The 13,800-nt window shown below is 53.0% G+C and carries 15 protein-coding genes; 9 read left to right on the top strand and 6 right to left on the bottom strand.

The features are described 5' to 3' along the window. Position 1: 1 nt before the first annotated feature. Together HQ393_RS17940 and HQ393_RS12845 are read right to left on the bottom strand one after the other, a co-directional pair. Positions 2–547, bottom strand: a complete 546-nt coding sequence (locus tag HQ393_RS17940; protein WP_281361465.1) for a prepilin-type N-terminal cleavage/methylation domain-containing protein — start codon at positions 545–547, stop codon at positions 2–4. A gap of 25 nt (positions 548–572) precedes the next feature. Next, positions 573–2,678 carry a GspE/PulE family protein gene (locus tag HQ393_RS12845; RefSeq protein WP_179355556.1) on the bottom strand — a complete coding sequence of 702 codons (2,106 nt, stop codon included), beginning with the start codon at positions 2,676–2,678 and terminating at the stop codon, positions 573–575. Positions 2,679–2,874: 196 nt separating this feature from the next. Between HQ393_RS12845 and HQ393_RS12840 the strand changes: the two genes are divergently transcribed. From HQ393_RS12840 to HQ393_RS12815, 6 genes are all read left to right on the top strand, one after another. Beyond that, positions 2,875–3,144 carry a PepSY domain-containing protein gene (locus tag HQ393_RS12840; protein ID WP_179355555.1) on the top strand — a complete coding sequence of 90 codons (270 nt, stop codon included), beginning with the start codon at positions 2,875–2,877 and terminating at the stop codon, positions 3,142–3,144. A gap of 74 nt (positions 3,145–3,218) precedes the next feature. Beyond that, the gene (locus HQ393_RS12835; protein ID WP_179355554.1) at positions 3,219–3,785 is read left to right on the top strand and encodes a cytochrome b/b6 domain-containing protein; all 567 of its coding nucleotides are present in this window, start codon (positions 3,219–3,221) and stop codon (positions 3,783–3,785) included. Then, positions 3,785–4,453 (top strand): response regulator transcription factor, encoded by a 669-nt coding sequence (locus HQ393_RS12830; protein WP_179355553.1) that lies wholly within the window; start codon positions 3,785–3,787, stop codon positions 4,451–4,453. Before HQ393_RS12835 ends, HQ393_RS12830 begins: the two co-directional genes overlap by 1 nt. Further along, positions 4,450–5,787: an ATP-binding protein gene (locus HQ393_RS12825; protein ID WP_179355552.1), complete on the top strand. Its 1,338-nt coding sequence runs from the start codon at positions 4,450–4,452 to the stop codon at positions 5,785–5,787. Before HQ393_RS12830 ends, HQ393_RS12825 begins: the two co-directional genes overlap by 4 nt. Next, positions 5,784–6,797, top strand: a complete 1,014-nt coding sequence (locus HQ393_RS12820; RefSeq protein WP_179355551.1) for a cation diffusion facilitator family transporter — start codon at positions 5,784–5,786, stop codon at positions 6,795–6,797. The genes HQ393_RS12825 and HQ393_RS12820 overlap by 4 nt, the downstream gene beginning before the upstream one ends. Before the next feature lie 47 nt (positions 6,798–6,844). Next, a complete protein-coding gene (locus HQ393_RS12815) occupies positions 6,845–7,462 on the top strand; it encodes a CNP1-like family protein (protein ID WP_179355550.1) in 618 nt (205 codons plus the stop codon). Here HQ393_RS12815 and HQ393_RS12810 read toward each other — a convergent pair. The 3 genes from HQ393_RS12810 to HQ393_RS12800 form a co-directional block, all read right to left on the bottom strand. Next, positions 7,440–8,876: a tetratricopeptide repeat protein gene (locus HQ393_RS12810; RefSeq protein WP_179355549.1), complete on the bottom strand. Its 1,437-nt coding sequence runs from the start codon at positions 8,874–8,876 to the stop codon at positions 7,440–7,442. The two genes, HQ393_RS12815 and HQ393_RS12810, sit on opposite strands and share 23 nt — an antisense overlap. Positions 8,877–8,937: 61 nt before the next feature. After that, positions 8,938–10,059, bottom strand: coding sequence for a glutamate 5-kinase (gene proB, locus HQ393_RS12805; protein ID WP_179355548.1), 1,122 nt, complete (start codon positions 10,057–10,059; stop codon positions 8,938–8,940). Between the two features lie 176 nt (positions 10,060–10,235). Continuing rightward, positions 10,236–11,105, bottom strand: a complete 870-nt coding sequence (locus tag HQ393_RS12800) for a competence/damage-inducible protein A (protein ID WP_246307890.1) — start codon at positions 11,103–11,105, stop codon at positions 10,236–10,238. On the opposite strand from HQ393_RS12800, the gene HQ393_RS12795 reads away from it, so the two are divergent. The 3 genes from HQ393_RS12795 to HQ393_RS12785 all read left to right on the top strand — a co-directional run bounded on the left by HQ393_RS12795 (position 11,104) and on the right by HQ393_RS12785 (position 13,254). Further along, positions 11,104–11,469 carry a hypothetical protein gene (locus HQ393_RS12795; protein WP_179355547.1) on the top strand — a complete coding sequence of 122 codons (366 nt, stop codon included), beginning with the start codon at positions 11,104–11,106 and terminating at the stop codon, positions 11,467–11,469. The genes HQ393_RS12800 and HQ393_RS12795 overlap by 2 nt on opposite strands. Before the next feature lie 102 nt (positions 11,470–11,571). Continuing rightward, entirely contained in the window at positions 11,572–11,850 is a 279-nt protein-coding gene (locus tag HQ393_RS12790; RefSeq protein ID WP_179355546.1) for a peptidylprolyl isomerase, read from the top strand. A 318-nt stretch (positions 11,851–12,168) separates the two neighbouring features. Beyond that, positions 12,169–13,254 (top strand): calcium:cation antiporter, encoded by a 1,086-nt coding sequence (locus tag HQ393_RS12785; RefSeq protein WP_179355545.1) that lies wholly within the window; start codon positions 12,169–12,171, stop codon positions 13,252–13,254. Here HQ393_RS12785 and HQ393_RS12780 read toward each other — a convergent pair. Continuing rightward, entirely contained in the window at positions 13,251–13,772 is a 522-nt protein-coding gene (locus tag HQ393_RS12780; RefSeq protein ID WP_179355544.1) for a GNAT family N-acetyltransferase, read from the bottom strand. The two genes, HQ393_RS12785 and HQ393_RS12780, sit on opposite strands and share 4 nt — an antisense overlap. Positions 13,773–13,800: the final 28 nt, after the last annotated feature.

The following is a 13,800-nucleotide window of genomic DNA, read 5'->3' as shown; positions in this document are numbered from 1 at the left end:
CTCACATGGTCATGTAAAGGGCAATTGAGTTCGAACCATACTGCTTGTAGTAGCAACTACTTTTTACCATTTCATACAGAGCAAGTGCGGCTCGCTTACCTGTTTCATTGCTCCAGTAAAATATAATTTTTATCTGGCCAGGTGCATCAGCGTGAATGTGGCCTGAGCTTAAGCTAATACTGCGAATGCCATTTGCAGGATCAGAAAGTAATTCTTCTGTTAAGTTTGGGATAGGGAATGGTGGAGCGGGGGGATTTTTCCCGAATTCATACACATAAAAGAGACTGTAGTTTGCTCTTGGAGTCAGACGGCCAATTGCTGCGTGCCCATTCCCCAGTCGATAACCCGAGTCCAGCTGAGCTTCCGCCACGATATTTTTAATATCATCGAGCTTGAGTAATAAAGCAGTTGCGCGAGATTTATCAATGTAATGTTGGTAAGCCGGCGTAGCAATTGCGGCCAAAATACCGATGATTGCAATCACAATCATCATTTCGATCAGGGTGAATCCCTTGTTCCAACACTTTGTTTTCCAATGTCTCGGCATAATTTTTCCTTTTCCCTATGATGTTTTATAGCTGGCTTTCAAATGGCCGCAAGATTTGCTCTGAGAGTTGTTTTGGCTGAAGTGGTCGAGCCAGACAAGGTGAAATTGCACCGTCTGCTTTGAGTAGCGGCCCCCACTCTTCTTTGCCTACGGGTAATAAAATCAGCGCGGGTAATCGACTCCACGACAGCTCGCGCCGTGCTTCTTGCATCCAGAGCAGTGCTTCGCTACTCGTGAAGGCCGAATCAAGATCGGCAACAATCAAGGCTATATTTTCGTTCTGTTCGACTAAGCTGCAGGCTTCTTTGGCCGTTTGGCAGCTCAGAGTCATAAAACCCACTTGATCTAGTTCGGCGTCAAATTCATCGGTGACATCGGGTTTGCTGCTGATAAAAAGCACTGACATGGTTTGTGCGTGTGTGCTGTTGCAATCGAAAAAGCTGCTTGTAGGCGCTGGTGTGCCATATTCCTTGGCGAGGTCATGCCAAAGTTTCGCTCCCATAATGTGCAGTGCTTCGCTGACTGTGGTGCGGCCAGAAATAATATGCCGCGCAATTGAAGAACTGAGTGATTGAGTTGAATTGGGAGTGCGACTAATCTCAGGCGGATGTAAATTGCCCTCGCTGATTTGCTGCCGAAGTTGCGGGGTGAGCTCGAGTATTTCGCTAAATGGCAGCCGACCACTGTAGCCAGAGTAATGGCAGCTGGGGCAACCGACCGCACGATAAGCTGGTTTGGCGCGCGTGAGATTGTGAAAAGCGGCTTCTTCGGCGCTCAGTGGTTCACTGACCGCTTCTCGGCATTCACGACATAATCGACGATAGAGCCGCTGTGCAATGACGCCATTAAGTGCATCCGCCAGCACGGAGGGTTTGCAGCCTAAATCGAGTAAGCGGGGAATGGCTCCCCAAGCATCGTTGGTGTGGAGCGTCGAGAGCACCAAATGGCCGGTGAGCGCGGCTTGCAATGCAATCATTGCCGTTTCCGCATCTCGAATTTCTCCGATCAATACTATATCTGGATCTTGCCGCAAGGTACTGCGCAAAGCGGCGGCAAAAGTCATTCCAGCCTTATCGTTGATATCCACTTGTGAAATGCCTGGGATCACATATTCAACTGGATTTTCGACGGTGATAATACAGCGCTGGAATGTATTGAGTTCGCGCAGAATCCCCGCCAAAGTACTCGTTTTGCCCGAGCCCGTTGGCCCCGTAATCAGTACCAGACCTGACACATGTTCGGTAAGACGTTGAATGGCCCGCATTTCTGAAATGGCAAAACCCGATTGAGCCAAATTGACACTGCGGCTTTGATCCAGAAAGCGCATTACGATGCGCTCGCCTTCTCGTAATGGTAGGGAGGATAGGCGTAAATCAAAGGTGCGATTTTCATAGCGCATACTGATGCGCCCATCTTGTGGTGTCCGCTCATTGGTGGGGTCCATGCCCGCCTGCACTTTTAAATAACGGCAAAGCGCCTCATAGACTTTGAGTGGAATCAGTGCCACTCGGCGTAATTGGCCATCGACTCGGATACGCACAGAGCCGCCACCTAAAAATGGCATAAGGTGTAAATCGGAAGCGTTATTGCGGATGGCTTGTCGTGACAGCTCCCGAGCAAGCTCGACCAGGACTTCCTCACTTTGCAGATTTGAATCAATGGCATGATTTAGCAAAGATTCATTGGCATCGCCGCCGCTGGATTGATGGCCTGAATAAGCAAATTGGATCGCAGCATCTAGGTCTTCGGGAATAGCGAGGAGTAATTTCAGCGCGCCATCGGCTAGAAAATTGAGAGTAAGTTGGAGTTCTGTGTCTGCAGGGTTGGCGATGGCAACGTGCAGGATGCCATCTTTGCGATACATGGGGAGCGCCATGTGTTTTCGAGCTTTACTCGGCAAGAGTAGCGTGGCCACTGCGGGGTCGGGGTCAAAGTACTTGAGCGGTTCAATGCCCAGATGGTTGGCCAATTGCTCTTGCAACACATATTGTGAAACTTGGGCTTCGTTGGCGAGCTTGTTCCAATATTCATGCAAATTTCCGACTAGCTCGAGTGCGCTCAAGGCGGGATAGAGCTCGCAGACGAGATGGTGAAATTGCGTGAGAGCAAGCGATTTTGACGTGGCGGTCATGGCTATCCCAGGCTAGTGCTTTGTCAAAGTATAGTCAGTCAATTCAAAATTCGTATTTGATCGACTCAAGGTGATCTGGCTTTGATCAAAGCCGAATGAATCTAAATGAGCAAAAAAATAATTTACTTAAGTTTCGCTTCATACAAGCTTGCTTAAATACGCTGGCAGTATCAAACAACCACTTAGGAGCTTGACCATGAACAAAATGACGATCGCCGCTGTTGCTACTTTAGCTTTGTCTTCGCTGACTTTCGCGAGTGCAAATTGCCCTGTTCACCCGAAAGCGGAGTGGATGAAAGAAGCCGATGCCAAAACCAAAATTGAAGGCATGGGCTACAAGATCAAAAAATTCAAAGTTTCTGGCGAATGCTATGAAATCTACGGCTGGAACAAAGACGGCAAAAAAGCCGAGGTTTACTTCGATAGCAAAACTCTCGATATCGTAAAATCTGAAATCGGTAATTAAGCTGGTATATGGTTGCAGGCATTATTTCGTAATGCCTGCATTGATATACCCGTTTGATTCAATCTGGAGTCATCATGAATAAGATCAAAGTATGGGACCCTGTCGTTCGCATAGTGCACTGGTGTCTGGCTGCGGCCGTGTTGATTAATTTTCTGAATGAAGGCGGCGAGACTTGGCATCGCTGGGAAGGCTATGCCGCGGTAGGTTTGGTGGTCACTCGCTTGCTGTGGGGTTTTGTCGGCAGCCATTACGCACGGTTTAGCGAATGGTTTCCTACGCCACGTCGTTTGATCCCGTATGTGAAAGGAATGCTGCGCGGTGATCATCCGCGATATTTAGGGCATAACCCCGCTGGCGCGGTGATGATGTTGTTCCTGTTGGTGATGGTGCTGGGCATGGGGACAACGGGCTACTTGATGGGCACGGATGCCTTTTTTGGTGAAGAATGGCTGGAAGAGTTGCATGAAATCATGGCGTATACCATGTTGGGTGGCGTAGGCTTGCACGTGTTGGCGGCGATTGTGGAAAGCCGTCGGCACAAAGAAAACCTGCCTGCCGCGATGATTCATGGCTATAAACGGGTCGATTCTGCGGTGATTGATGTGATCGATGTGAACGAAAAGCCTGTGGAACAACATTAATGCGCTTATTGCTGGTTGAAGATGATTTACTCCTCGGCGAGGGCGTGCAAGACGGCCTCGTCGATGCTGGTTTTGCGGTCGATTGGCTGCAAGACGGCGAAGCCGCGCGTACTGCGCTTTCAGCCAGCAATGATTTTGATTTGATCGTGCTCGATATTGCGTTGCCGCGTCTTAATGGCCTGCAATTGCTCGCGTGGCTGCGTGGTTTGCAGCGCGATATTCCTGTGTTACTGCTCACCGCGCGCGATGGTATTGACGACCGAATTGTCGGTCTGAACGCCGGGGCCGATGATTATCTGGTCAAACCCTTTGCGCTTGGCGAATTAGTCGCGCGCATTCATGCTTTGCTGCGCCGAGCGCAAGGCCGCAGTGGCAATGATCTGGTCTGGCGCGATTTACGGCTCGATCCCGCCAAACAAATTGCCACGCTAAAAGGCGAGCCGCTGGTGCTGACGGCGATGGAGTTTCGTCTGCTGCATGTGTTGTTGGCGAATTCACCCAATTATCTATCGCGCACTCAGCTCGACGACAAAATGTACGGTTGGGGTGGAGAGGTGGAAAGTAATACGCTGGACGTGCATTTATCGCATTTGCGCAAAAAACTCGGCAGCGACGCGATACAGAATATGCGTGGCCTCGGTTGGCGCATGGGCGATGCTACGCCATGAAAAGCTGGAGAATCAATCGTTGGCGACATTGGTTGGGCGAGTCGCTGCTGTCGCGGCTAACGGTGCTGATTTTGCTGGCGACCATCGTCTCGTGGCTGGTCTTCAGCGTGGTGCTGCTGTACGAGGCGCGCAAAGAAACCACTGAGCTGCTCGATAAACAGCTCTCGGCGTACACGCAGATGCTGTGGCAAAACTTGGGCGACGAAGATGACCTCAGCGCCGCGCCAGTGGAAAAAGATCATCACCATGTGCGCCTCGCGTTTACGCTGTATCACAGCGATGGCTCGCTGCAAGCGAGTAATCTCCTGCCCTCGTTCCCACGCCAAGCGAGTAATGCGCCGGATTTACGCGTGATCAATCTGCACGGGCAAGATTGGCGTATTTGCATTCGACAAAATAAAGATCGGCAATTAATCGTGGGCGAGCCTTTGGGCAACCATCGCAAAATCGCCAATGAAATGGCCGAGCATTTGCTGGAAACGGCCATGCTGGCTTTGCTGGTGTTGCTGCCCTTGCTGTTGTGGGCGATTCATCGCGGCCTCAAGCCCTTGCAAATCGTTGATCGGGAGTTGGCAAAACGGGCGCCCAATAATCTGGAGCCGCTCGATTTGAATGTCCCGAGCGAGATCGCGCCGCTGCGCGACCGACTCAATACTTTGTTTGAACAAGTCGAAGCCACGTTAGCGCGCGAGCGACGTTTTACCGCCGATGCCGCGCATGAGCTGCGCACCCCCTTGGCGGGCTTGCGTGTGCAGCTGGAATTGGCGCAAAGTAGCCCGCGGACGGAAACGCGGCAAAAAGCCTTGGGGCGCGCGATTGAAGGCGTGGATAGAACGACGCATCTGGTGGCGCAATTGCTGGAAATGTCGCGACTGGAACACGGTGAAGCGCCTACATTCAGCGCCATTCATCTGCCAGATCTGGCTGGGCAAGCCTTGCGTGAGGCAGGTATTGCTTGTGAAGCCCCGCGTTTAAATGTGTCTGATCCAATACCTATCGTAGGTCATGCGCTGCTTTTGAATTTACTCCTGCGCAACTTGCTGGATAATGCCCGCCGCTATGCGGGTAGCGAGGCCGTGGTTGGTATCGAAATCAAGGGCACACAGCTGACCGTGTTTGATCATGGCCCTGGCGTGAGCGAAGAAACGTTGGCGCGCATGGGCGAGCGTTTTTTCCGGCCCGCTGGGCAAAGTCAGCCCGGCGCGGGTTTAGGTTTATCCATTGTGCGGCGAATTGCCCAGCTGCATGGGGCAGAACTCCATTTTGCCAATCGGCCAGAAGGTGGCTTTTTGGTGGGTATTCAATTTAAAGCAATAGAAGGAAAGGTTTTGTGAGTCATACCCCGCATACCCATAAGCATTATCCCGATGGCGAACAGCACGCACATCCACACGATAGACCGGGTGGCCATAATGCTGAGCACGATCATCATCATGATCATAGCCACCATCACCACGATCACGGCGTACCGACGACACAAAATCGCCTGATTATTGCGCTGGTGGTGACATTTGGTTTTGCTTTTGTCGAATTGGCAGGCGGTTTCTGGTCGGGCTCGCTGGCGCTGATTTCCGATGCGGGGCATATGATGACCGACAGCGCGGCGCTGTTGTTGGCGCTGATTGCCAATCTGATTGGCCAGCGCCCCGCTAACGCGGCTAAATCGTACGGCTATGCGCGCGCCGAGTTGATTGGCGCGCTGATCAATAGCCTGACAATGATTGCGCTGGTGGTGTGGATTATTGTCGAAGCGGTACAGCGTTTGCTGCACCCTGAGCCGGTCAATGGTTTGGGTGTGATGGTGATTGCGGTGATCGGCCTGTTGGTCAATGTGATCTCGGCGTGGCAGCTCTCACACGATCACGACAACCTCAATAGCCGTGCGGCGCTGATTCATGTGCTGGGTGATTTGCTTGGCTCGGTCGCTGCGATTGCGGCGGGCGCGGTGATTTACTACACCGGCTGGAAGCCAATTGACCCGATCTTGTCGATTGCGGTTTCGCTGCTGATCTTGCGCTCGACTTGGGCGCTGCTTAAGCAATCGACGCATCTATTGATGGAAGGCGTGCCCGATGGTGTGAATCTGGATCAGGTTGGCAACGATATTTCGGCTACGCCCGGTGTGGTGGAGCTACACGATTTGCACGTATGGAGCATCGGCGGCAAACGCAATGCCTTGTCGGCGCATCTGATTATTAAAGATCCCACCGAATGGCCACGGCTGATTTTGCTGCTCAGTGAGATGCTGGAGCAGAAATACCATATCGACCACGTGACCTTGCAGCCGGCGTGGGTTAGCGAGCATGAAGGTGAAAATGTGCCAATGATACGGATCACCCATTGAAATAAGCGCCGTGGTAGCATTTGCTTTTTTGCAGCAAGGGAAACGCCATGAGAGCGGTAATGGTGATAACTGCGTTGCTGTGGTCATGTTTTGCCGCAGCAACCCAGATGGGAACGACAACAACCGACGGGGAAACCGACGCGCAAAATGCGGTTGAAGCAGCCAAAGAGGGTGGCTTTGCAGGCTTGGTCAACTGGTTTCGCAGTGGTAAAGCGCCACCTGAAGAAGGCAGCTATCAATTGCCGCCTGTGTCATCGCTTGGCAATTGGGTTGATTATGAATTTACTCAACCCAAGCGCAACAAAACCAATACTTATCAAATTTCTCTCGACGGCATCACCGTCGGCTCGGATGAAATTATTCGTTATGTGATGGCCGTTAAGCCCAATATCAGTGATGTTACGACCGTCGTTTATGAAGGCATTGATTGCAATAGCAATCAATATCGTCGCTATGCATCGACTACGTCGGATAAAGATTGGGTGTTAGTGAAGAGTCGAAAATGGCTGGATAATCGCAAAGATGGCCCTAATGCTTGGCAAGGGTACTTATCGGATGCGATGTGTTCTTTGTATGGCCCGCACTCGCTCGAAACCATCAAAGCCAATATCAAAGGGAATCGTACTTTGTACGAGACGGCGACTACATTGCGGACTTCGAAATAATCGCATCCGAGCGTATCAACTCCATTACCTGAGCGATCGGCGTAGCCCAGTCATGAATCAGTGTTTGCCGCACAATATGCACTGATTGATACCACGGGCTATCGCTGCGCTCCGCCTGCCAGCGCCAATCCGCATCGCAACGGCTGAGCAAGATCGTCGGCACGCCCAGCGCCCCGGCCAGATGCACAATCGATGTGCAGGCGGTCACAACTAAATCCAAATTCTTCACATATGCCGCCGTATCGGCCAAATCGCGCCATTGCGAGCTATCGTCGCGTAGGGGCGCAGCGGCGCTGACGCCATATTGCAGATTGCACCAAGTGATATTCGGCAAGGCCAATAGTGGCGCGAGTTGATTAAACGGAATACTGCGCCAGCGATTATCGACTTGCTGCGGATTACCTTGCCAAGCGAGACCGACTTTATAGCCCGCAGGTAAGGACTTGCGCCAAGCTTGGCAAGCAGCTTCTTCAGCCTGCAAATAAGCTACTCCTGCCAAACCTTGCTCATTGATTTGCAGCGCTGCGCCCAAACTCATATACGGGATATGGTGGGTGTAGGGCGCATGACTGCTTAATTGATCGACAATGTCGACGGTCGGAAAACTGTGCTGCAAAAGTTGTCGCAATACTTCGGGGACCAAGACGGTGACTTGCGCAAATTGCGCACGCAATTGCGGCAAAAAACGCGCAAATTGCAGCATATCGCCCAAGCCTTGCTCACCGATCACCAAGAGTCGTGATTGGGGGCTGACCGCTTCGCCTGACCAGCGTGCCAGAGGGGTATTGGGGTAGGGTTTATGCAGCGCAGGCCAGCGCGACTCATACCCTTGCCAGCCTGTTTCCCATCGGCCTTCAAATAAATCGAGGGTGCCCAGGCTGTATTTGGCCAGAGCATGCTCAGGGTTGATCTGGAGCGCCATTGTATAGTGCGCTCTGGCTTGCGCTAAATCGCCTTCGCGCCGGTAAAGGCGGGCTAGATTATGCTGGGCATCGGCATGCTGCGGATTGATCGCCAATGCTTTGGCAAAGTGCTGATGGGCAGGGGCAAATTGACCCTGATTGGTCAATATACTTGCCAGATTGTAGTGAGCTTCGACATGTTGCGGATTCGCGTCGAGCGTGGCGCGATAGTGTTCGGCTGCGGCGACGGGATCATGCCGCACGACGGCCAGATTCCCCAAATTGTAGTGTGCATCAGCCCAGCCAGCTTGCCAGTACAAGGCTTGCTCGTAGGCCGTGCGGGCTTCATCGTAACGACCGAGTTGCTTGAGGATATTGCCGTAATTGAGGTGGAGCGCCGCAGCTTCAGGGGCTAATTGCAGCGCCCCCGACATCAGTTGCTCGGCTTGAATCCAATCGCCGCGTTGGGCTGCGGCACGGGCCAATTGGGCCAGTTGAGTAGGATCTTTCAAATACACCACCCTTGTATATTGCCAAAATCATTTTTGCAATTGATTTTGATTGACATACCCTTTAGGAAACAACTAGGTTGTCGCGGTGAATCAATTCAGCTTCATCGATATAGCCCAGAATCGACTCGATCTGACCCGTAGGGTGACGCAAGATACGGCTGGTTTCTTGTGAGCTGTAATTAATCAGGCCACGCGCAATTTCCTGTCCTTCGCCATCGACACAACTCACTACTTCACCACGCAAAAATTCGCCTTCGACCGCGACTACGCCAATAGGCAATAAGCTTGACCCATCTTTTTTCAGCGCGCGTACTGCGCCAGCGTCGAGCGTGACGCGGCCTTTGAGTTGCAGATGATCGGCGATCCACTGTTTTTTCGCGGCCAATGGGCTGGTGTCAGCGGTGAGCTGGGTACCAATCGCTTCGCCGGCGGCCAATCGCGTCAGCACATCGTGTTCGCGCCCACAAGCAATAATGGTCGCTGCGCCGCTGCGCGCTGCGCGTTTGGCCGCGATGATTTTGGTGTACATGCCACCCGTACCCACGCTAGAGCCCGCGCCACCTGCCATCGCTTCCAGTGCTTCATCACCGGCGGTGGCAAAGCGTACCAAGGTTGCATCCGGGTTGCTGCGTGGGTCGGCGGTATAGAGGCCCGTTTGGTCGGTGAGAATGACCAGCGCATCGCCTTCGATCAAATTGGTTACCAGTGCGCCCAGCGTGTCGTTATCGCCAAACTTGATTTCGGCGGTTACGACGGTATCGTTTTCGTTGATGATGGGAATTACGCCCAGTTGCAATAAGGTCAATAGCGTTGACCTGGCATTCAGATAGCGGGTGCGATCGGACAAATCTTCGTGCGTGAGCAGTACTTGTGCGCACGTTAAGCCGTATTCCTGAAACGCCGCCTCATAAGCGCGGCACAAGCCCATTTGCCCGACGGCGGCAGCGGCTTGTTTTTCATGCACGGCGGTGGGTTTGCTGCTCCAGCCTAGGCGTGCCACGCCTTCGGCAATTGCGCCACTGGACACCAGCACCACCTGTTTGCCTTGGCGCGCCAGCTCGGCGATTTCTTTCGCCCAACGAGATAAAGCGGCGTGATCCAAGCCTTTGCCATCATTGGTAACAAGGCTAGAGCCGACTTTAATCACAAGGCGGTGCGCGGCAGGCAAAACAGTGGCAGTCATAATGATAGTTCCAACGTCGATGAGGCGATTATACCGCGCCGTAAGGCGCTGAAAACCAAAGAGACGCGTTAAAAAAGTGCGATGCATCACCTAATTGTGCAGATGCTGATGTATTGCAAACGGCGGTGGTGGATTTCTGCCTACTTGAGCTGGAAATCGCCGCTTTTGAGTTCGATTTATTTTCCGACAAACCACAGCAAGCCGCAAGCGTCGAGCTGCGCTTTCAAATCATGCATCGCCGCTTCCGCGGCGGCTTTTTCCCCGGTGGTGCTAAATTCGATATGCGGTGTGGCATGGCGCGCATTGCCGAAGCTCGGCAAGCTGCTAAAGCTGATCGTGGGGTGATCGCTGACCAAGGTCTGCATCACGCCGACCAGCTCGCCTTCGCGCCCATCGGGCACGATCACGCTGCACACATGCGGCAGTGCGCCATCCTGATAGTGCGTCGTTAACACCCATTCCAGCATCGGCCAAGCCATGCTTGGAAAACCCGGCAGTAAGGCATGCTGGCGGAAAAATGCGCCCGCGACCTGATTCACGGGATTGGGAATCAGGCTGCTGCCATCGGGAAAGTCCGCCATGTGGATGCGGTGCGGATAGGCTTGCTCGGCGAATTTTGCCTCGATCAGCGCAGCAGCCTCCAAGTGACGCACCAGCTCAACCCCAGCCGCAGTGGCCAGTGCCAAGCGGGTGTGATCATCCGGTGTCGCGCCAATGCCACCAAAGGAGATGACATTCGCGCCGTCGCGGAGCGTTTCCGCAAATGCGCGCACGATGATGGCAGGCGTATCGGGTAAATAGCGCACGCCAGCGAGCTGATGGCCGTGCGCTTGCAGGGTTTTCAGTGCCACGGCGAAGTGCTGATCTTGCCGCCGACCGCTGAGTATTTCATCGCCAATAATCATTACCTGAAATTGCGCCATCGCCGTGCCCGCCGAAAAGGAATGCAACCATTCTAGCCTGAGCACGCCTTGTGCTGATACGTTAGGCGCAGATACTTCAGGCGACGTTATGGCGAGTTCTGCGTAAAATGGGCGCAAACTCATGAAACGGATGGTCGGGATGGAAACGCGGATTTTATTGATTCAGTTGCAAGCGCATTTAGTACCCACGATGGACGAAGCCAAAGCGCGTGCGGCACTGGCCGCTTTTGCCAAGCAGCCGCTGGTGATTGGCCATCGCGTGACCGAAGGCAATGAAAACGGCGCGTTTGCCAACTTTGAATACAAAACCAATGATTTACCAGCCTTGTGGCATGAATGCAAGGAGACCATTTATCAAAATTCTTTGCTGGCCTTTCAAATGCAGCGCGCCACGATGGCGATTGCGCAGGGCGATGAGGGTTGGGAAGACTGCCTCTTGTTGCATCATTTCGACCCAGCAACCGAGGTCGATGAGTTTCTGGAATAGTGCCAAGTCCCTACAGGCTTGAAAAATCAAACTTGGGACTGCATTTAGGATATATCGGGCGACAAATGTCGCCTATTTTTTAGTCGTATTAAGGAGTTTCACATGGTTCAAGCTACTGCCAGCCACTTGCTCGTTAGCACCGAAGCGCAATGCGCTGCATTGAAAGAACAAATTTTGGCGGGTGCTGATTTTGCTGCCGTAGCGAAAGAGCACTCTAGCTGCCCATCTAGCGCCCAAGGCGGCGATCTGGGCTCGTTTGGCCCAGGCATGATGGTGCCAGAATTTGATAAAGTGGTTTTCAGCGCGCCAGTGGGCGAAGTGCAAGGCCCGGTAAAAACTCAATTTGGCTATCACTTGCTGATCGTTAATAGCCGTGGCTAATTGATGTAACCCCGCGAGCCATATGGTGCGCGGGGTATTTTCTTGTAATCTATTAAATATAATGCCTTCATCGATATACCTACTAGGTATGGCTAAGTTTTATCTCTTCTCTCAAATCCCCTTGCTGTGAAATCTGTGGCCGATGATGCGCTGCGAAATAGTCTGAACAAATCCATGTCAAGCGAATAAGTGCGACGCGTTGCGATGATAGTGCGTGTTAGAATCGCGAAAGCTTAGCGCTTGTAATCACTCTGGCGAGTGGCGACCTGCCTTCGTTCGTATCAGCCCAATCTCGCTGCAAAACAAAGGAGGATGTTTATGAGTCAATCAACCCCAGTGCTTCCCGTGTGGACTATCGCGGCGCCGATTGTGGCGTGCTTGTTACTGGCAGGCCAAAGTTTTGGCTTGGGCGGTTTTTATTCGATTTTACAAATTGCCGGTTTGCTCGCGGCGGTGTTGGCCTCCGTGCATCACGCCGAAGTGGTCGCGCATAAAGTGGGCGAGCCGTATGGCACGTTGGTGCTGGCGGGGGCCATTACCGCGATTGAAGTTGCGCTGATTGTGACCTTGATGCTCGCCGGTGGCGAGGCGACGTCGGCCTTGGCGCGCGATACGATTTTTGCCACGGTGATGATTATTCTGAACGGGATCGTCGGCCTGTGTTTGCTGGTGGGTGGCAATCGCTACGGCGAGCAACGCTTTGGCATGTTGGGCGTGAATGCTGCGCTCTCGACGCTGGCTGCGATTGTGGTGCTGACGCTGATCTTGCCTAATTTCACCACCTCAGTGACTGGCCCGATGTACAGCGCCAGCCAGTTGGGTTTTGTCGCCGTGGTGTCGCTGATTTTGTATGGCACTTTCGTCTTTGTGCAGACGGTGCGACATCGCGATTATTTCTTGCCCGACGAAAGCGTTGAAAACGAAGAAGTTCACGCGCTGCCACCGACTGGGAAGCAAGCGCTGACCAGTACCGTGCTGCTGATCGTGGGTTTGGGTGCGGTGGTGTTGCTGGCGAAAGCGATTTCACCGTTGATTGAAGCCGGGGTGGCGAGTATTGGCGCGCCAGCGGCGCTGGTTGGGGTAATTATTGCGGCGATTGTATTGCTGCCAGAAGGTTTGGCTTCATTGCGTGCCGCCAAGGCCAATCGCCTACAAACTAGTTTGAATTTGGCTTTGGGCTCGGCGCTGGCGAGTATTGGTTTGTCGATTCCTGCGGTGGCGATTGTGTCTATCGTCAATGGCTGGCCGCTGGCGCTGGGGATCGATACCAAGTCGATGGTCTTGCTGGTGCTGTCGCTGATGGTGTCAACGCTGTCGCTGGGTAATGGCCGCACCACCGTACTGCAAGGCGCGGTGCATTTGGTGATCTTTGCGACCTATCTATTTATGACCGTTTTCCCTTAACCATCCACCGGCATTTCGGGTGTGGCCAGAATGAGCTGGTAGAACACCAGATCGAGCCAGCGTCCGAATTTAAAACCCACTTGGGGCAGCGTACCCGAGTGGGTAAATCCCAATTTCTGATGCAGCGCGATGCTGCCGGCATTGTCAGCATCGATCGCGCCAACGAGCACATGCTTGCCTTGTGCCTGCGCTTGTTCGATCAGCAATCGCAATAATTGCTCACCCAGACCGCGCCCACGGTAGCTTTGGGCGACATAAATCGCGTGTTCGACGGTGTATTTGTACGCTGGAAAAGCGCGAAAAGCACCGTAGCTGGCAAAGCCCATCAACTCGCCGCGTTCATCTTCCAAACCAATCACCGGAAAATCGCCCGCTTGCTTAGTGGCAAACCACGTTTGCATATTGGCGATGCTGCGAGGCTGGTAATCGTAGAGCGCAGTGGAATGAATAATCGCGTCATTCAGAATCGCCAAGATTGCGCTGGCGTGACGCTCATAAGTGCAGTGGACTAGGTTCATGGTGCGCGGCGGGAAGGGGGGTTGATGG

Origin of the sequence: Chitinibacter bivalviorum (genome assembly GCF_013403565.1) — a bacterium.
Taxonomy (GTDB): domain Bacteria; phylum Pseudomonadota; class Gammaproteobacteria; order Burkholderiales; family Chitinibacteraceae; genus Chitinibacter; species Chitinibacter bivalviorum.
Note: the sequence above shows the minus strand (reverse complement) of the source record. Positions and strands in the feature narration are given on the sequence as shown.